Source organism: Nostoc sp. FACHB-892 (assembly GCF_014698795.1).
Lineage (GTDB): Bacteria > Cyanobacteriota > Cyanobacteriia > Cyanobacteriales > Nostocaceae > Nostoc.
Window position 1 is genome coordinate 512,257 of sequence record NZ_JACJTR010000001.1, and the last position, 19,895, is coordinate 532,151.

General features: G+C 42.9%; 17 protein-coding genes. 6 read left to right on the top strand and 11 right to left on the bottom strand.

The window, feature by feature from the left end; genetic code table 11:
• Positions 1-171: 171 nt before the first annotated feature.
• From H6G96_RS02185 to H6G96_RS02230, 10 genes are all read right to left on the bottom strand, one after another.
• Complete coding sequence (locus tag H6G96_RS02185) at positions 172-774, bottom strand: DJ-1/PfpI family protein (RefSeq protein WP_190909769.1); 603 nt, start codon at positions 772-774, stop codon at positions 172-174.
• A 47-nt stretch (positions 775-821) separates the two neighbouring features.
• Positions 822-1,274 carry a nitrate reductase associated protein gene (locus tag H6G96_RS02190; RefSeq protein WP_190909771.1) on the bottom strand — a complete coding sequence of 151 codons (453 nt, stop codon included), beginning with the start codon at positions 1,272-1,274 and terminating at the stop codon, positions 822-824.
• A 200-nt stretch (positions 1,275-1,474) separates the two neighbouring features.
• Positions 1,475-1,933, bottom strand: coding sequence for a phosphate-starvation-inducible PsiE family protein (locus tag H6G96_RS02195; protein WP_190909773.1), 459 nt, complete (start codon positions 1,931-1,933; stop codon positions 1,475-1,477).
• 282 nt (positions 1,934-2,215) lie between these two features.
• Entirely contained in the window at positions 2,216-4,429 is a 2,214-nt protein-coding gene (locus H6G96_RS02200) for a nitrate reductase (RefSeq protein ID WP_190909775.1), read from the bottom strand.
• 225 nt (positions 4,430-4,654) lie between these two features.
• Positions 4,655-6,157: a NarK family nitrate/nitrite MFS transporter gene (locus tag H6G96_RS02205; RefSeq protein WP_190909777.1), complete on the bottom strand. Its 1,503-nt coding sequence runs from the start codon at positions 6,155-6,157 to the stop codon at positions 4,655-4,657.
• A 94-nt stretch (positions 6,158-6,251) separates the two neighbouring features.
• A complete protein-coding gene (locus H6G96_RS02210; protein ID WP_190909779.1) occupies positions 6,252-7,091 on the bottom strand; it encodes a nitrate ABC transporter ATP-binding protein in 840 nt (279 codons plus the stop codon).
• Positions 7,092-7,144: 53 nt separating this feature from the next.
• A complete protein-coding gene (locus H6G96_RS02215; protein ID WP_190909781.1) occupies positions 7,145-9,133 on the bottom strand; it encodes a nitrate ABC transporter ATP-binding protein in 1,989 nt (662 codons plus the stop codon).
• 43 nt (positions 9,134-9,176) lie between these two features.
• The gene (gene ntrB / locus H6G96_RS02220) at positions 9,177-10,010 is read right to left on the bottom strand and encodes a nitrate ABC transporter permease (protein ID WP_190909783.1); all 834 of its coding nucleotides are present in this window, start codon (positions 10,008-10,010) and stop codon (positions 9,177-9,179) included.
• 104 nt (positions 10,011-10,114) lie between these two features.
• Entirely contained in the window at positions 10,115-11,437 is a 1,323-nt protein-coding gene (locus tag H6G96_RS02225; protein ID WP_190909786.1) for a CmpA/NrtA family ABC transporter substrate-binding protein, read from the bottom strand.
• 156 nt (positions 11,438-11,593) lie between these two features.
• A complete protein-coding gene (locus H6G96_RS02230) occupies positions 11,594-13,222 on the bottom strand; it encodes a ferredoxin--nitrite reductase (protein WP_190909788.1) in 1,629 nt (542 codons plus the stop codon).
• Positions 13,223-13,733: 511 nt separating this feature from the next.
• Here H6G96_RS02230 and H6G96_RS02235 point away from each other — a divergent pair.
• The 6 genes from H6G96_RS02235 (at position 13,734) to H6G96_RS02260 (ending at position 18,321) form a co-directional block, all read left to right on the top strand.
• Complete coding sequence (locus tag H6G96_RS02235) at positions 13,734-14,147, top strand: ubiquinol-cytochrome c reductase iron-sulfur subunit (protein WP_190909790.1); 414 nt, start codon at positions 13,734-13,736, stop codon at positions 14,145-14,147.
• Between the two features lie 17 nt (positions 14,148-14,164).
• Entirely contained in the window at positions 14,165-15,463 is a 1,299-nt protein-coding gene (locus tag H6G96_RS02240) for a HEAT repeat domain-containing protein (protein WP_190909984.1), read from the top strand.
• Positions 15,464-15,550: 87 nt separating this feature from the next.
• Complete coding sequence (locus tag H6G96_RS02245; RefSeq protein WP_190909792.1) at positions 15,551-15,760, top strand: type II toxin-antitoxin system HicB family antitoxin; 210 nt, start codon at positions 15,551-15,553, stop codon at positions 15,758-15,760.
• A 3-nt stretch (positions 15,761-15,763) separates the two neighbouring features.
• Positions 15,764-15,988, top strand: coding sequence for a type II toxin-antitoxin system HicA family toxin (locus H6G96_RS02250; RefSeq protein WP_190909794.1), 225 nt, complete (start codon positions 15,764-15,766; stop codon positions 15,986-15,988).
• A 184-nt stretch (positions 15,989-16,172) separates the two neighbouring features.
• Complete coding sequence (locus H6G96_RS02255; protein WP_190909796.1) at positions 16,173-17,120, top strand: LysR family transcriptional regulator; 948 nt, start codon at positions 16,173-16,175, stop codon at positions 17,118-17,120.
• A gap of 127 nt (positions 17,121-17,247) precedes the next feature.
• Positions 17,248-18,321 carry an anthranilate phosphoribosyltransferase family protein gene (locus H6G96_RS02260; protein WP_190909797.1) on the top strand — a complete coding sequence of 358 codons (1,074 nt, stop codon included), beginning with the start codon at positions 17,248-17,250 and terminating at the stop codon, positions 18,319-18,321.
• Positions 18,322-18,406: 85 nt separating this feature from the next.
• Here H6G96_RS02260 and H6G96_RS02265 read toward each other — a convergent pair whose 3' ends face one another.
• Positions 18,407-19,831: an LCP family protein gene (locus H6G96_RS02265; RefSeq protein WP_190909799.1), complete on the bottom strand. Its 1,425-nt coding sequence runs from the start codon at positions 19,829-19,831 to the stop codon at positions 18,407-18,409.
• Positions 19,832-19,895 lie beyond the last annotated feature (64 nt).

Sequence of the window (19,895 nt, forward strand, 5' to 3'; positions counted from 1 at the left end):
CAATTTATCAAAAAGAGTAGTTTTTACTGCATTTAGTTTTATTCCAAAAATATATAATTTTCAGTGGCCTGTAGTTTTGCAGTACTGATAATTGACTAATCTCCTTCGGAGCAAGGAGTAAGGAAAGAAACTGCCCCGAAGATGGAACCAAAAGATTTTTGGGATCTTGACTCAAACAACTTTAGCTAGTTCTGGGTGTTCAATTTTAGTTCCAAGTACTGTGAGGAATTCTGCCAACCAATGGGGGTGAGCAGGCCAAGCTGGTGCTGTTACCAAATTACCATCAACTATTGCCTGGTCAACAGGAGTATCAATATAAATACCTCCAGCACTCTTGACATCTGGGCTACAAGCAGGGTAACCAGTACATCTTTTGCCTTGCAGTACATCAGCAGCTGCCAATAACTGCAAGCCGTGGCAGATGGCAGCAATCGGTTTATTCGTTTGGGCAAAGTGACGAGTGATTTCTAGCACCTGCTGATTCAGGCGGATATATTCTGGTGCCCGGCCTCCGGGAATGACTAAGGCATCGTAGGTAGCGGCTTCTACTTCTGCAAACGTGGCATTTAAAGTGAAGTTGTGACCGGGTTTTTCGCTGTAAGTCTGATCTCCTTCAAAGTCGTGAACTGCTGTTCGTACCTTGTCGCCAGCTTTTTTGTCTGGGCAAACTGCATGGACAATGTGCCCCACCATTTGCAACGCCTGGAAAGGAACCATCACTTCATAGTCTTCTACATAGTCCCCAACCAGCATCAAAAGTTTCTTGGCAGCCATATTCTTCTTACCCTCACTTACTTAGTCCATAGATAACTATTGACTAATTAAAGCAGATCAAATTCTGCGATCGCTCTTTTAAAGTTTTTGCTTTCATGTCCTGGGCGGCTGAGTTTAATCAAAGCAAAACGCTGTAAGGGTGTTAAAGCTGCCCAATGTTGCTCTGTCAGGATTACACCTATTTCTTGAGCTTTTTCCTGGAGGCTAGGTGGTACAGTGGCAGAGTCTAGCCATGCGGGATGTGGCTCGATGGGCAATTTTGTAGCAGGTATACCCGTACGTTGTAGAATTAATTGCTGGATATGCTCGCGGTAAGACTGAATTTCCGTTTCTGTAGTGCAAGGAAATTCGACTAAAGCTTGACGCTCGGCTGTAGTCATTTGATTCCAATCAGACAATTTTAGCTTAATGCCACAGGTATCTAATTTGCAACGCACCTGCATAGGGATACAACGCAGGGAATCAACAAAATCTGCTTCAAATTCAAAGAAATCTGTCACGTTGCTTCGCTCCGAATTTATAGTTCAAAATTCAAAATTAACAATCCCCATAAATTTAGGGGTTTATATCCTTTTGCTTTTCGGTCAGAAGAAAGTATTTAAAGTTAGTTTATTATGTTGTTGCTCAACAAATTTAAAACTACTGGATGAGTATTGGGAGTAGGGAGTAAAAAATATTTTTTAAATCCACAAAAGGTTTTTTATCTTGCGTCTCTAGAATTACTAAGACGAATTATTAAATAACTAATTGATAAAGCGAGAATAGCAATTCCTAAACCAATTATATCAATACCTCCAACTTTCTCTAAGTCAAGAATAATAATTTTTCTGGCAACAGCAATCAAAGATGTAACAATAACTAATTCAACCTGAAAAACGTGTTTTCGCAAATAGGCTGTAATGTTTTCTAATATTTCTAAAGCAATTAAAATATTTAAAAACAAACCAAATATTTTATATAATGTTGTATTAAACTTTCCATAAGGCGCTGTAAATAACTCTTTAAAAATAAATACTCCTAAATCTGCGATCGCTACCAAAATCACAACTACCATGAATAGAGATAGAGCTTTAGAAACTAGCACTTCTATATTTTCAATAAAGTGCATGAAGTTCTCATCTTTGGTAGCTACTAAAATTCGTCTAAGTAACCTTTTCATGTGATGCACCCAATTTTAAAATAAAATAAAATCCCATAGATAAATCTAAAGGATTAAAAAAAGATGATTTGTAAGTTTATTATCTGATTTTTACTCTTTACTATAGCTCAACTCGGCGCTGGTAAAACCTGTGTTTAGTAGAAACTTGCCCTCTTTAGATATAGTAATTGGTATGAGTCAAGAGTAGAGAACCATAAAAAATGATAATAACTATTGGTTATTGCTTATTGACTAAATTACCTATTGGTGATTATTAATTACCATAGAGCTACAAAATGTAGCTTACCATTGTGAGGACTGGAGTTGATAATCTTTGACTGTAACTTCCACAGAGATTGGTATCAGTTGCACAGCACAGGCTTTTAATTCTGGTTGGAGCGAATCGGGGCAAGATTCTGGATGGGTAAGGGCGTTAGCTTCGGCATTGTCTGCCCATAGAGAACCCCAATGCATGGGGACAAAAACTGTACCAGGTGTGATCGCTTTTGTCACTTTAGCAGGAAACTTAGCTTTACCTCGACGCGATCGCACTTCTATATACATACTTTCTACAACACCTAAACGAGCAGCATCACGGGGATGAATTTCGATAAACGGTTCGGGATGCATTTTGCAAATTTTTTCAATCCGCCCGGTGCGTGTCTGCGTATGCCAATGACCGTAAACTCTTCCAGTAGTGAGTACAAAAGGATAATCTGGGTCTGGTGGTTCTGCTAGTCCCTTTGAGTAATATGCCCCAAATCGAGCGCGTCCATCAGGAGTGTGGAAGCGCAAATCAGTATATAACCGCTTTTGAGAGGTTTCTCCCCCTGCTTCCCCTGCTCCTCTGCTCCCCCTGCTCTCTTCTGGGTGAGGCCATTGAGTAGGGCCTTCTGCTTGTAATTGCACGTGACTGATACCCGTCATATCGCAGGGACGAGTTTTAGTTAGTTTGACAAACTCAGCATAAACTTCGGCAGAGTTAGCAAAGGCAAACTCTTTTTCAAAACCTAATCTACGTCCAACTTCGGCAAAAATTTCCCAATCTGCTTTAGCTTCCCTTGGCGGTTGGCGAAATGCTTGACACAGAGTTACCACTCGTTCGGAGTTTGTCATGACACCAGTTTTTTCACCCCACTGGGCTGCTGGTAACAGAACATGAGCGTAAGCAGAGGTTTCTGTAGGATAATATGCGTCTTGGTAAATAGTGAAAGGCGATCGCAATAATGCCTTTTTCGTGCGCTCCAAATCTGGCATACTTACAGCTGGATTGGTAGCCGCAATCCAAAGTAACCCTACAGCGCCATTTTCCAAGCCAGTAATCATATCCCAAGCAGTCAAACCGGGATTGGGCGAAATTTGTCCTGGCTTGAGTCCCCACAACTGCTCAACTTCGGCTCGGTGCTGAGAATTTTTCACAACCCGATAACCCGGTAATAAATGCGCCAGACCTCCAGCTTCCCGTCCTCCCATTGCGTTTGGTTGACCGGTGAGGGAAAAAGGGCCAGCTCCAGGTTTACCAATCTGTCCAGTCATCAGGTGCAGGTTAATGATAGTTCTGACCTTAGCCGTCCCTTCTGACGATTGATTTACACCCATTGACCACAAAGACAGTACTCTTTGTGATTCACCCCAATAGCGAGCTGCTGTTTCTAAATCTTCAATGCTAATTCCACATCGATGAGCTACTATTTCTGGGGGATAGTGGCGAATCACCTCAGCGTATGCGGGAAAGTTGCTGGTGCAGTCTTCCATGAACATGGTATCGATGTAGTTCCAGCGCATCAACAAGTGAGCGATGCCGTTTAACAAGTCGATATCTGTACCGGGACGAATGGCTAAATGTAAATCTGCGGCTTCTGCGGTTGGTGTGCGTCGGGGATCAACCACAATCATTTTGACTTTGCGGTTCTTTTTATGATACTTAGCCAATCGGTTGAAAACGATGGGGTGACATTCGGCTGTATTCGTACCAATTAAAAATGCACAGTCAGTTAACTCCAAATCTTCGTAACAACAAGGCGGGCCATCTGAGCCAAAGCTTTGGATGTAGCCAGATACAGCACTAGACATACATAAGCGAGAGTTGGCATCAAAATTATTAGTACCCAGACAACCTTTCATCAGTTTCTGGGCTATGTAATAATCCTCAGTTTGAAACTGACCAGAACCGTACATACAAATGGCTTCTGGCCCTTGGGTGAAGCGCACGGTTTGAATGCGCTTGACGATCATATCGAAAGCTTCATCCCAACTAACCTGGCGAAACTCTTGATCTAAGGAGTCTCGCACCATTGGGTAATGTAATCTATTTTTATCTAAAGATTCTGCGATCGTTGCGCCTTTGACGCAAACCATTCCTTGACTAGATGGATGGGCTTTATCGCCACGCACCCGCCAAGTTGGATTTCCTTGGCTATCTCTATTAGTTGCTTTGTTATGTTGGGCTGGAGGTGAAACTTCTAAACCGCAGCCAACACCACAGTAAGGACAAAGGGTTTTGGTAAATTCACTCATGGCGGTTGTACCATTTTGTTATTTTGATTGTGCAACCTCAGATGTAGCGACTGTTTGAAAAGCGCAAGTTAATACAGCTTTGCGTAAAATCGTGGTGAATTGAGGGGTGAAATTTAAACGCAGAGGGGCGCAGAGTATAGCGCAGAGGAACGCAAAGTTTGTTTGAGTCCATTCGCTACGAACTATAAGAATTTATTTTCCCTACTCTCTATTTTCAAGACAGGTCTATTCTTCCGCTAAAAAGTTAGGGTTTTTAGTTGCGGTTTCTGGTACTTCACCTTGAAAGGCAGCGTCAAAGGAACCTTTTGGTTCTTTGAGGAAGAAGGCACACATAAAAGCGCAGATTAAAGCTGCTATACCCATTGTGGTAAAAAGTGTTGGAGCGTCGGTTAAACTAAAAATTGTCAGGTAAACTACGCCGCCAAAATTACCGTAAGCTCCGACGTTACCGGCGATTTGTCCAGTGGCTTCTTTTTTAATTAGGGGTACGATGCTGTAGGTTGCACCGCAGCCAGCTTGGGCAAAGTAAGCGGCTAACATTGTAACTACAATCGCTAGCGGAATTGGCCAGTTACCATTAATAAAATGTGCCATTAAATAACTAACACCAATGCCGACACTGATTATTGTCATTGTCCATTTACGGGAACTAAATTTATCAGAAATTAAGCCACCACTGGGACGAGAAACCAAATTTAAGAAGGGATAGGTAGCAGCAATCATCCCAGCTACAACATGCTCTAAAGCAAAGGTTTTTTCAAAGAATGCCGGAAGCATGGAAACAACCGCCAATTCGCTGCCAAAGTTAGTTATGTAAGTGAATTCTAGTAAAGCTACTTGACCAAATTGAAAGCGTTCAGATGGAGCGTAAGTTTTTTTACCACTTAGAAGTTCTCGGTTTACCTGCCAAGCTTGGTAACTTTGGTAAGCAAACAATCCTGCTAATAACAACCAAGCTAGATACATTTGGCTTAAAGTTAGGAAGTGAATATTCTTTTGTTCTAAACGCCAAGCTAATAAACCGAGAGCGAAAATCAAACCAAAATTAGAGATAATTAGCGCCCAGAAGCTTTTAATGCTGGTCACTTCTAGAGAACCATTTTTCTTAGGTTTCTTGTAGACTTTACCAGTGGGTGTATCTTGGACGCTGTTGTAATAGATTACGCCGTAAATAGCAGCAATGATTCCTGTAAGTGCGATCGCAAATCGCCAGTTAGAAGCACCACCAGCAAAAAAGCTAGTAGCTACTGCAAGTATTGGCAAAGCAAACTCTGCGCCAAAAGCTCCAAAGTTGCCCCAACCGCCATAAATGCCTTGAGCAATTCCCATTTCCTTTGGCTGGAACCATTCGGCCACCATGCGGATACCCACAACAAACCCAGATCCGACAATTCCCATCAGCAAACGACTGATGACTAGTTGATTAAAATCTTGCGCTAGCGCCGTCGCCAAACAAGGAACAGATGCAAACATCAGCAGGATTGAATAGGTGATTCTGGGGCCAAAACGATCCAGAAGCATCCCAATAATGAGCCGTGCAGGGATCGTAAGGGCGAGGTTACAGATGCCCAAAGTTTTGATTTGCTCAGGCGCTAAACTTAGCTCTTTGCCAATGGTTGTAGCAAAGGGAGCGAAGTTAAACCAACAGACAAAGGTGAGAAAGAAGGCAAACCAAGTTTGATGTAAGATGCGGTAGCGATCGCTGAATGAAAATAAATTTTTAAGCATTCAAATCTTCCTAATTGAAGAGGACACACAGAAGAAGGTAGGGAAGCAGAAGAAAATTTCTTAACTCTTGACAAATGACTCCGCGAAGCGGTAGTTACTCGTCAGCATGAGCAAATCGGCGGAATAGGAAGTCTAGAGCGTAGTTTCGCAGGTCGTAATATTCTGGATCTTCCATGATGCGGCGACGATTGCGGGGACGGGAGAAGGGAATATTCAGGATTTCACCAATGTGAGCAGATGGGCCGTTAGTCATCATCACAACTCTGTCTGCGAGGAAAAGCGCTTCATCAATGTCATGAGTAATCATCAGTACGGTGACTTGATGTTCACGCCAGATTTGCAGGAGTTCTTCTTGTAATTCTTCTTTTGTGATGGCATCTAATGCCCCAAAGGGTTCATCAAGAATCAAAACTTGCGGACGGATGGAAAGGGCGCGAGCGATCGCAACTCGCTGTTTCATCCCACCAGAAAGCTGATTGGGTTTCTTGTCAGCTGCTTCTGTGAGTCCCACCATTGCTAAATGTTCTCTGACGATCGCCCGTTTTTCTGCCTGGGGTTTTTTAGGAAACACCGAATCAACGGCGAGATAAACGTTATCAAAGACACTCAGCCAAGGCAGTAGACAATAATTTTGGAACACCATCATCCGGTCTGGGCCTGGTTCGGTGATGGGTTTGTCTTGCAGCAAGACAATACCATCGGTGGGAGTGTTAAACCCGGAAACCATGTTGAGCAGAGTTGATTTGCCACAGCCAGAGTGACCAATTATGCACACAAATTCGCCTTCGCGTACTTTCAGGTCAACTCCATCCAGTACGGTGTAAGGACCCTCAGAAGTTGGATAAATTTTGCTTACACCTTCAATCACCAAAAAATTTTCTGCTTTTCTCGTTTGCAGTTTATTAATTTGGGTTTTGCTGTTTACTATTTGCATCGTAAGTTTATCTATGAGTAGTTTGTTATTTGTCAGTCACAAATGACCAATGACTAAAGAAATACTTCTTCAATACGTATTTGCCGCTTAATTTCCAGACTTTTGAGATACTCTATCGGCTCTGATGGGTTAAAAACTTTCCCATCAAATAAGTGAACAGGGTCATCTTCTCCGATATCGAGTAAGCCGAGTTCGCGGGCAGCAGCACCAAATATGTCTGTGCGACAGACTCTTTCAATTACCTCGACCCAGTTTTTTGGGAAGGGTGTTAAACCCCAACGTGCTAGCTGAGTAGCCATCCACAAAATTTCAGTGCGGTTGGGATAGTTGGTTTGATTGAGATAAAACTGGTTGTATGCTTTGAATTCTTGTGGTTCTGTACCATCGCCGCGATCGTAGTGATCGACGAAACCAGGACGAACATATACAGGATCTATGTCTAAGTACTCAGGACGGCAGATTATTTCTAAAATTTCTTCGCGGTTGCGGAAATCATCACAGTATTTACAAGCTTCTAAGAGTGCTTTAAGCAGAGCAAGATAAGTTTCTGGATATTTCTGCGCCCAATCTTCCCGCACTCCCAACACTTTTTTTGGCTGTCCTGACCAAATTTCTAAAGCTGTGGCGGCAACAAAGCCTAAGTCTTGATGAACAGCAAGATAATTCCAAGGTTCTCCAGCACAGTAACCGTCAATATTTCCGGCTTTGAGTTGAGAAACCATTTCCATTGGTGGAATCACCGTTAAGCTGACATCTCGATCGGGATCGATGCCACCAGCCGCCAGCCAATAACGCAGGATTAGGTTCACCATTGAAGTAGAGTGAGCTACACCCAAAGTTAGAATTTGGTCGGGAGCAGCGTTAATTGCTGTTTTTAAGCCAGCCAGATTTCTGACACCTTGGCTATATAATCTTTTGCTTAAGGTAATGGCGTTCGCATTGCGAGAGATATTTAGGGCATTGATTATAGGAACTGGTTTTTTACCACCAGCACCCAAAGTTAGGGCTAAAGGCATTCCCGCCAGCATTTGGGCGGCATCTAATTTGCCAGTAACAACCCCTTGAGCTATTTCCTTCCAGCTATTAGCACGAGTGAGGGTGATATTTTCTAAACCGTACTGGGCAAAGAAGCCTTTTTCTTGAGCAACGATTAAAGGTGCAGCATCAGTCAGAGGCATAAAGCCAATTTCTAAATTGACTTTTTCTAAGCCGTTGCGGGATATGGCTACTGGTGCTGAAGTCTGCTGTGCTTTGCGTTTCTTAACCAGCTTTTGTTGGTTGAGGAAGTAAATCATTTCATTCCGCAGACTGTAGTAGCTGGGATGTTTGACGACTTCCAAGCGTTGACGCGGGCGAGGAATTGGCACTTCGAGAATTTGCCCAATGTGAGCTTCTGGGCCATTAGTGAGCATGACAACGCGATCGCTCAATAAAAGCGCCTCATCTACGTCATGTGTCACCATCACACAAGTAACGTTGTGTTCGTTGCAAATTTTCATCAGTTGTTCTTGCAAACTACCCCGTGTTAGGGCATCTAACGCTCCAAATGGTTCGTCTAGCAGTAATAACTTGGGACGAGTTGCTAAGGCGCGAGCGATCGCTACCCGTTGTTTCATCCCCCCAGATAACTCGCTAGGACGTTTATTTGCTGCCAAACGCAGCCCCACCATATCGATATGTTCTTCGATAATGCTTCTGCGATCGCCTTTGGGCTTATCCTTGTACACTTCATCCACAGCTAGGGCAATATTTTCCCGTACTGTTAACCAAGGCAGCAAAGAGTAGTTTTGAAATACAACCATCCGATCTGGACTGGGTTCTCTAACTTCCCGCCCTTCTAACGTCACACCGCCAACACTTGCTCTATCTAAACCTGCAATGATGTTGAGCAAAGTAGACTTACCACAACCAGAATGTCCAATTAGAGAAACAAATTCCCCTTCTTGGATTTTCAAATCAATATTTTTTAGAGCAATATATTTGCCGCCATTGGGAAGTTCAAATACACGGTCGATGTGGTCAACTTCAACAAAAGTAGTCATTGGTCGTTAGTCCTTTGTCATTTGTTCTTAGTAACTACTTTTATTATTCTGGGACAACTTTGCTGGCTATAAAACCAACCATTCTATCTAGTAACAATCCGACTAAACCAACATAAATTAGTGCGAGAATGATTTCGCTTAAGTTAGTTTCTGTGGTTGTGTTGTAAGCATCCCAAATAAATGAACCAATTCCCACACCGCCGACTAACATTTCTGCTGCAACGATTGCTAGCCAAGATAAACCAATGCCAATGCGTAACCCTGTGAATATATAAGGAACAGTTGCAGGAAACACAACTTTTAGAAAATACTTTAGTCCTTTCAAACGTAAAACTCTAGCTACGTTTACATAGTCTTGAGGAATTTGTTGCACGCCCACCGTAGTGTTGATCACAATCGGCCAAATGGATGTAATGAAAATCACGAAAATAGCTGAAGGATTCGCTTGTTGAAATGCTGCCAGGGAAATTGGTAGCCATGCTAGAGGCGGTACTGTTCGCAACACTTGGAAAATAGGATCTACGGCATTATAGAGTAACTTGTTAGCACCAATGAAAATCCCCAATACAATGCCAACAATTGCTGCTAGCGAAAAGCCCAAAGCAACTCTTCCCAAACTACTAAGTATCTGCCAGCCCAAGCCTTTATCACTTTCACCATTATCGAAAAATGGATCAATTATAAAAGGGTCCCAAGTTTCTGAAAATGTTTCTATTGGGCCAGGTAAACCGAAGTTAGGAGTTAAACAAACTAGTTGCCAAATCACGAGAAAAATAGCTAATGCTACCAGTGGTGGCACAATTTTTTGCGAAACTAATTTATTAAGATTTTTGCGGTTATTCTTTCTGAAATTGCGACTTCCAAGAATAGCTGTCATTTTCTTTGTTCTCCGGTTGCCTTTACGTAGCTAGGCGTAAAATTAAAGTTTGTAGTGAGTTAGCGCAGTATTATCACAAAGTGAGATTGTGCCTAAATACTTCATTAAACTTTCTTGATTTTTAAACTTTGCAAATATTCTTCTGGTTTCTCAGGGTCAAATTTTACACCATCGAAGAAAGTCTCAACTCCACGAGAAGTACTCTTAGGAATTTCAGAATCAGCAACACCAATAGCTTTAGCTGCTTGTTTCCACAAGTCCTCTTTATTCACTTGATTAACTATTTCTTGAACTTTAGTATCTTTTGGTAAATAGCCCCAGCGAATTTCTTCTGTTAAAAACCAAATATCATGACTTTTGAAAGGATAGGAAGCATTATCTACCCAGAATTTCATCGGATGTGAAAAGTTTTGCTCAGTCCGTCCATCGCCGAAGTCAATATTGCCTTTAGACCTTTCTAAAATATCTGCAACAGCAACGTTAAAGTATTTACGACCAGAACAGATTTTGCACATTTCCTCTTTATTTTCGGCGCGATCGCACCATTGTTGAGCTTCCAAAACTGCCATCAACAATGCCTGTGCAGCATTAGGATTTTGATCAACCCAATCTTTCCGCATTGCAAAAGCTTTTTCTGGATGATCTTTCCACAACTCGCCTGTAACTAAAGCTGAATAACCTAATTTTTGGTTGACCAATTGAGCGTTCCAAGGCTCTCCCACACAGAAAGAATCGATAGTAGCGACTTTCATATTCGCCACCATTTGTGGTGGTGGTACAGGTGATAAAACCACATCTTGATCTGGATTAATACCGCCAGCCGCTAGCCAATAGCGCATCCATAAATCGTGAGTGCCGCCAGGAAAGGTCATACCAAATTTCAAGGCTTTTTGCTCGGCTTTGGCAAGACTCGCAGCTTCTTTCAACGCCTTACTTTCTAATTTTACATTCAGGTCTTTAAATTTATTGGCAACAGAAATAGCCTGACCATTGGTATTTAATCTTGCCAAAAGATACATTGGCACTTTATCGTTAATGGTCATCAAATAAGGCATGGGGCTGAGGATGTGTGCGCCATCAATACCACCGCCAGATGAGCCGATTTTTAAGTTATCACGGGTGACAGGCCAAGATTTTTGTTTGATGATCTCAACATCAGTCATGCCGTATTTGGCAAAGAAACCCTTTTCTTTAGCAATAATTAGAGGAGCAGCATCAGTTAGAGCAATGAATCCTAATTTGGCTTTAGTTGTTTCTACCTTCGGCGCATTCGCTACTGTAGAGACATTTGCAGCCGGAGCCGCAGAAGGTGTGTCACCACCTGTTGACGCTGTATTGCTACCGGAAGAACAACCATGAGCCAAGATAGAAGCCGCCGCCGCAGTAGTGGTGGTTAAAATAAATTTTCTACGCGAAATATTTTTCATTTGTCCTTTATTTTTTGTCATTTATTAAGCACTACCAATTCAGTAACGAGGCGTAAATAAATTCAAGTTTGTAGTGAGAACTTTAGTCTTAATAAACCTTGCTCACTCACTACGAACTAGGATTTTATTTACTATTTCATGCTCACCAGCTACTTACTAACTGTTAATTACTAAAGCTTCTTGCTTGAGTTTTGCCCCAAAGTTTTTGATTAGTAAATCTTGCAATACTGGCTGCAAGTCTTCGCATGGTATGCCTTTGGTAACGCAAGTTCCTAAATGAGCGTCTTTGCCAACTTTGCCACCCATATATATATCAACGCCTTCCAAAGTTTTGCCATTTTTACGAGTTTTAGTTCCCATCAAGCCGATATCTGCAACTTGGGGCTGTCCGCAAGAGTTGGGGCAACCTGTCCAGTGAATTCGGACTGGATTGGTGAAGGTTAAATCTGCTTCTAAGGCTTTAATCATTGCCAGGGCGCGGTTTTTGGTTTCGATAAGGGCAAAGTTGCAAAATTGTGCGCCTGTACAAGATACTAGCGATCGCGTTAGCAAACCTGGATCAATAGAAAACCTTTCCAGCAAAGGCTCTGTCAAAAATGTTGCTAAACGCGAGTCAGAAATGTTGGGGATAACGATGTTTTGCTCAACTGTGAAGCGAATTTCGCCACTGCCGTAAACTTCCGCTAGACGGGCAATTTCAAACATATCTTCAGCATACAGCCGCCCGACAGGAATGTTCAAACCTGCGTAATTCAATCCTGGTTGTTTTTGTTTATATACCCCGGTATGGTCGCGTTTTTCCCAGTCGATTTCGTCTTTTGCTGCTGCGGGTAATAATGATTTACCCAAACGGCTTTCTACTTCTACTCGAAACTTTTCTACACCCCATTCATCAATTAGCCACATTAGGCGCGATTTTTGCCGATTAGCACGCGGGCCATGATCACGAAAGACTTCCAAAACGGCTCTACATACAGCGACTACATCTTCGGGAAGTACCCAAGCATTTAGAGGAATCGCCGCCTCACAACGTTTAGCTGAGAAAAAGCCACCCACAATGATGTTGAAGCCAAAAACTTTTTGGGGATTAGGGAGTAGGGAGTAGGGAGTAGGAGATTCTTCACCACTCCCCACTCCCCACTCTCCACTCCCTTCCTTAAATGCTGGAACAAAAGCTAAATCATTAATTTCAGCGTGAACTGAATTGTCTCGTCCACCTGCGATCGCAATATTAAACTTCCGTGGTAAGTTGCTAAACTCTGGATTCCCTTCGCCTTTGTTGGTGAGCATATCTTGAATTTGCTGTACTAACTCTCGTGTGTCGTACAACTCATCTGCATCCAATCCCGCCACCGGATCGCCTGTGATGTTGCGGACGTTATCCATCCCTGACTGGACGCTGGTTAGGCCAACTGCGTGAAATCTATTAAAGATATCTGGTAAATCTTCAATTCTGATCCCCCGTAATTGGATATTCTGTCTCGTAGTAATATCGGCGCAACCATCATCACCGTAACGTTGCACCACTTGGGCTAAAACACTCATCTGACTGCTTGTGAGAATACCGTTAGGCATCCGCAACCGCATCATAAACTTACCTGGGGTGACTGGGCGAAAAAACACACCCACCCATTTGAGCCGATGATCTCGATCGATTTCGTCCATTGCTTCCCAACCAAGGGCAGCAAATTTCTCTATCTCACTCTTGATGGCGAGTCCATCTTTTTGCGCTTTGAATTTCTCGAACTTATTGAGGCTGGTAGTGGTAGTTGCTGTGTCTGTCATGATCTGACTCTCAATGCAAATTACTGAATCTAGTGAGAACTTGTGATGATGCTTGCTCAATATCAATTAACCCGTAGTTCCATCAGGTGTTGTATCTACGAGGCTTAGGAAATAAAAACTTAATATTTGCTTATGGCTGATTATTTTTACTTAAGAGCATTCCAAAGCGAAACTCCAAATCCGTGATTAGTTAAGAAAAACTTGTTGCCATTTACATCTTGGGAATTTGTCAAGCAGGTTTGGATAATGTTCATGTAACAATTTCGATACTCATAAGTTAAAGCCAGATTTATGTTAAAATCGTATAAATTGTTACGGTTTTTTGGTAAAATTGCTGAAAATGAATAAACTATATGCATTTTTTGCATCAAAGCCAGCCAATGAGCCACGCAAAGCGCTTAATGAAGGGTATTTGAAATGATCAAAGGGATTTTGGATTGCTGTAGATCAATTCTGAATCCAAAATTGACTAGCAGATGTTAGCTAAAACTTAAATATCATTTCAGCACCTATGAAACGTCGTGATTTTATTAATTGGGTAGGTTTGGGTGGGATAGCGAGTTCTCTACCTATAGCGATCGCAGCCTGTTCTTCCGGGACAACTTCAGCAACGGGAGATTGGCAAACAGTAGGAACTTCGGCAGAATTAGATAAAACAGGTCAATTGCTGGCGAAAAACTCACCTGCTGGGCCTGTGTTGGTAGTCGGTACATCTAAAACTGCAAATCTGACTGCTGTTAACCCTACCTGTCCTCATGCAAATTGCACCGTAGCATGGCAAGCTGAGGCAAAAAAATTCGCCTGTCCCTGTCATGGTTCGGAATTTGGCATTGATGGTAAAGTGCAAAAAGGCCCAGCGACAGAAGCGCTTAAAACTTACGCCGCCAAGATTGAGGGCAATTCAGTTGTAGTCAAGCCAAGTTAAACAATACAATTTAGGGTATCGTGAGTAATATCAACCAGCTTTTAGTGCAAGCCCAGACAGCACATGATACGGCTGATTGGTCATCACTAATTCAATATTTACAACAATTAATTTTAGGGACAAACTCTGAAGATCCAGAGATAGTTAAAAATCGAAAATATCTGCTGGCATTAACACTTTCGATATTAGAGAAAGGGGATTTTCAACAGCGTTGGGAAATCACCAAGGTGTTAATTCACTTGGGAAATATTGCTATCCCACCACTCATTGAGATATTAGAAGACGAAAATGCAGAGGAAGAATTACGCTGGTATGCAGCGCGGACTTTAGGCGAGTTTCAGCACCCAGAAGCGATCGCACCCTTGGTTGAATTGTTGAAAACTGATGAGGATGAAGAAATCAAAGCGATCGCAGCTACAGCAATAGGGCAAATGGGTACTGTTGCGATCGCAGCACTTTCTGAACTTTTATTAGATGAAGATACACGACTTTTAGCAGTGCGATCACTTTCCTGTATTCCTCAAACAGAAACCATCACACCTCTGTTGAGTATAGTACAAGATTCACAAGCAACAATCCGCACTGCTGCAATTGAAGCCCTCAGCAGTTTTCATGACGAACGTGTACCACCAGTATTGTTAAACGCTTTGGATGATATCGCTGCTACAGTCAGGCGTGCAGCAGTCCTTGGTTTAGGTTTTCGCCCCGACTTACGCCAAGCATTAGATTTGGTGACGAGACTACAACCCAAGCTTTACGACTTTAATATTGATGTTTGTTGTGCAGCCGCAGTTTCTCTTTCCAGAATGGGTAGTGATGACGCTGCAAAACATTTATTTGATCTGCTAATATCACCCCATACACCGCTACCATTGCAATTAGAAACCATCCGCGCTTTGGTTTGGGTGGGGACACTATCTAGTTTAGAATATTTGCAAACAGCGTTTAATCAAAGCACTTCAGAGACACTTTGGCAAGAAATTGTTACAGTTTTGGGGCGAGTGCAAAAGCCGCAAACCATACAAGCCGCAGAAATATTATTGCAAATACTACAATCGCAACATCCAGCCACAGAGATTGCTAATGTAAAAAGTGCGATCGCTTTGTCTTTAGGACAGTTAGGTGAAATACAAGCTATTGAACCATTGATTTCGCTGCTAGCTGATTCTAATCCATCGGTGAGACTGCACGCGATCGCAGCACTCAAAAATCTGGATGGGGAAGTTGCACATCAACAATTGCTGCAATTAGCCAATGATGTTTCACTCATAGCAGATTTGCAACAAGGAATAGCGATTGCTTTGGCTGAGTGGTAATTTCGTCAAATTGGAGGTCAGATTCCTCTACTATGAACAGGTGATTGTCCGGCTATGATCTAAAGCATATTGCCACTGACCAACTTTATGAAAACCTTTACCGCGATAATTGAGCGAGATTCTGATACTAATCTTTACGTTGGTTATGTGCCTGGATTTCGCGGAGCGCATTCTCAAGGAGAAACCTTGGATGAGTTACAGGAAAATCTACGCGAAGTGATTGAGATGCTTCTAGAAGATGAAGACGCGACATTTGAGACGGAATTTGTCGGTACACAGCAGATCGTGGTTCAGTAAACCATGAGCAACATTCCTGTCCTGAAGCCACAAGAGGTCGTCCGCATTCTAGAAAACCTTGGTTTTGTGGAGGTGCGCCAAAAGGGTTCACACAAGCAGTTTCGTCACCAAGATGGTCGAGGAACAACAGTTCCGTTTCACAAGAGCCGTGATATTTCGCCGAGATTGCTACGCCAAATTGCGAATGATATTGGTTTGTCTGTTGAAGAAATGCTGGAGTCGCAGTGAGATTCATCCTCTCCTTTGGCGTTAGGACATCGATACAAAGCGGAGAATTGACGAAAAAGGCGGTAAAATCTGATTTACCTAAATGTAAATCAGAGCAAAACTACTGTAACAAACTATACTAAATTGTGGATAAAAAACCGTTAACTTAAATGAAAGCTATAAATGTAATTCAGGCTACATAAAAATGCGCCTAGAGCAGTTGCAAGCCTTTCTGGCGATCGCACAAACCGGCAGCTTTCAACAAGCAGCGCGAACATCTGGTGTTACCCAATCGACCATTAGTCGCCAAATCCAGGCATTGGAAGCAGATTTGGGTGTAGAACTATTTCATAGAAATAGTCATGCAAAATTGACGCTGGGAGGTGAATGTTTACTACCCCGTGTCCGCAAAATTTGCCAAGAATGGCAGACAGCCACAGAAGAATTAGCTGATTTAATTGCCGGAAAGCAGCCAGAACTTTGCATTGCCGCCATTCACTCCTTATGTGGATCTTACTTACCCCCAGTGTTGCAAAATTTTTGTCATGATTATCCAGATGTGCAATTGCGAGTGACTTCATTGGGAAGCGATCGCGCCCTGAAAGTCCTCAAAGATGGATTGGTGGATTTAGCAATTGTGATGAATAATCGCTTTTTAACCACTGGTAGAGAAATGGTGGTAGAAGTACTTTATGATGAACCTATAGAAGTTCTGACCGCAGCCAATCATCCACTAGCCCAATATGAATGCGTTCCTTGGTCGGAGCTAATTCGTTATCCCCAAGTGGTTTTTAAAGATGGTTATGGGATGCAGCGCTTAATACAAGATAGATTTGAGCGAATGGAAGCTAAACTCCAAGCAGCTTTAGAGGTAAATACCTTAGATGCCTTCCGGGGAGTAGTGCGCCAAGGAGAACTAATAGCTTTACTACCTCAATCAGCACTAATAGAAGCACGTACTGACCCTACCTTGGCGATTCGTTCCTTAGCCAGCAATAGTAATAGTGGTTTAGCAGACGGTTCCAGTTTGACTCGGCGGGTAGTAATGGTAACAACTCAAGATCGGCTGCTAATTCCCCCCATCAAGCACTTTTGGCAACTCGTGCGCGAAAATATCCCATTACAAATTGATCAGCAACGATCGGCTTCTTAAATGTTATTAGTCATTGGTCATTAGTCATTAGTCATTAGTGATTTTCGGTTATTTACAAAGAACAAAGGACAATGGACAAATGACATAGACGCGTTTGCGGCTTCCCATAGGGTAGGACAAAGCACAAATGAGCAATGTATTTAGGGAATTACTGAAAAAAGTAGGTAGCGGAAACCATACAGGCGAGAACTTAACTCGCGCTGAAGCGGCCACCGCCACTAAAATGATGCTGCTGGGTGAAGCTACACCAGCCCAAATTGGAGCGTTTTTGATTGCTCATCGAATCAAACGTCCTACAGGGGAAGAGTTAGCAGGAATGTTGGATGCCTATGATGAACTGGGGCCAAAACTGCAACCATTCGACTCTCGGCGACCAGCGATCGCTCTTGGCATCCCTTATGATGGCAGAACACGCACAGCACCAATTAGTCCGGTAACAGCTTTACTACTCGCCGCAGTTGGACAACCAGTGGTAATGCACGGTGGCGATCGCCTTCCAACAAAGTACGGCTTACCTCTAATAGATATTTGGCAGGGTTTAGGAGTCGATTGGACTACCCTACCACTAGCAAAAACTCAACAAGTGTTTGAGCAAACGGGAATCGGCTTTATTTATCTACCTCAGCATTTTCCTTTAACTACAAGTATTTGGGAGTACCGCGACCAACTTGGCAAACGTCCGCCATTGGCAACAATGGAGTTAATCTGGTGTCCTTATGCCGGGGATGCTCACGTAATTTCTGGGTTTGTTCATCCGCCGACAGAAGGGATGTTTCAGATAGCTTTGGGGCTGCGGGGAGTAACAAAATTTACATTAGTGAAAGGATTGGAAGGTAGTTGTGATTTACCGCGCGATCGCACTGCGATTATCAGCTTATCTTCATCCGTAGCATCCCAAGAGGTAGAACGATTGCACCTCGTACCGCGTGATTACGGCTTTACTACCAAGAACGTACCCCTTGGAACTACTGAAGAATTGGTGGCGGATATTCAGAAAGTTTTGGCAGGTGAACCAGGCGAACTAATGCAAACAGCCTTGTGGAATGGCGGATTTTACCTCTGGCGGAGTGGTATTTGTCGAGATATGCCAGAGGGTTTAGCGAAGGCAGAAGAATTATTAACCAATGGTGTAGTAGCAGCTAAACTCCAAGAACTCAACCAGGTAGTAAATTCGCTCTCAGCAGCATTTGTGCCAGTGTAATTAATGACGAATGACGAATTACGAATTACGTAGCTTGCTTCTCGCCTTCTCTACGAGACGTTACGCAAATGGCGAGTATTACGAATTATTCCCTTAGCAAGTCCTCTAAAATAGATTTTTGTTGCAACCAATCCTGGCCTACTTGGATACTAATATCCGAGCCAAGGTTGCCAGTACTTTCCACACGCACTTCGCCAAATCCCAAAGTGTCACGAATTAATTCGGCACTTTCACCATCTCCTTGCTGGGCGACAATATGAGTCACCTCTAGAGGTTCACCCCATGCCTTGGCTACATAGATGTTGCGATATCCAGATTTTTCCAAAGCTCTAATCAATGGTCGCAGGTTAGAGCGATCGCCACCTGTACTATCTTGAATTGCTACACGCAAAGAGCCTGGATCAGCCATTTGCTGTTCCTGTTCTGATTCCAAACCAAAGTGTTGAGCCATCAGTTTGGCAATACCATCTTTGTTGGGCAACCAATAGCTAGCATCAAACTCACTCTTTTCGCTAAAGCGACCTGGCAGCATTAACATTTGCATATTAGAGCGATTTGTCCGCACCCCAAAACCCATTAGTGCCACTAACTCTTCAACCGTCAAATTGGTATCAATATGGTCTTTCACTACCTCAAGAACTTTAGGGAATTGAGCTACAGTAGCTGGGTTGAGTGTTTGATCCATTAAGGCACGCATGACCATTTGCTGCCGCTGAATTCGACCAATATCACCAAGTTCGTCATGGCGAAACCGCAGCAATTGCAGTGTCTGATCGCCGCTGAGATGCTGCTTACCTGCCTTCAAATTGATGTACAAATGCTGAGAATCATCTTGGTACTTCATATCTTTGGGGACGTAGACTGTTACGCCTCCCAAAGCATCGATCAGCTTGGCAACTCCGAGAACGTTAATTCGCACATAGCGATCAATTCCCGCCCCACCTAAAAGATTACTGACGGTTCTGGCAGTCAAAGCTGGCCCACCTTCAACATTGGCGGCATTAATTTTTCTCACCCCATACCCCTCTATTTCTGTACGGGTATCTCTGGGAACAGAAAGCATAACTATTTTTTTCGTCTCTGGATCAAATTTGACCAAGAGCATCACATCGGCAAGACCATCAAAGGAGTTTACCTGGGGCAGATATCTCAGGTTTTTGGTTTCTTCGGGAGGGTTTTGAACATCTGGGGGAAGTACGCTCATCCCCATAACTAAAAGATTGACTGGGCGAGTTAATTCTGAAAATCGCAGCACACCTCCAGAAATGCGATCGCCATCAAAGGCTGCCTCCTCCTGTGGACTTAGCTGGGCTTGTTGTAAAGGCGTACTGGTTAAAGACACCGCTAAAAGCGCCCCTGCTGTTGCTGACACCATTGCAATTCCACTCATCCCTACCCAAAACCACAGCCAACGTCCTGATTTCGAGTTACGGGAAAGGGAAATTTTTTTACTGGACTTTGAGGCTTTTCCCGAATGATTTTCTTCCGCCGAACTTCTTTGAATGGTCACAGACTTCCTCACACTTACTCAATAATCAAATTCTGTAAATTTGCCGACTAAAAACATACAGATA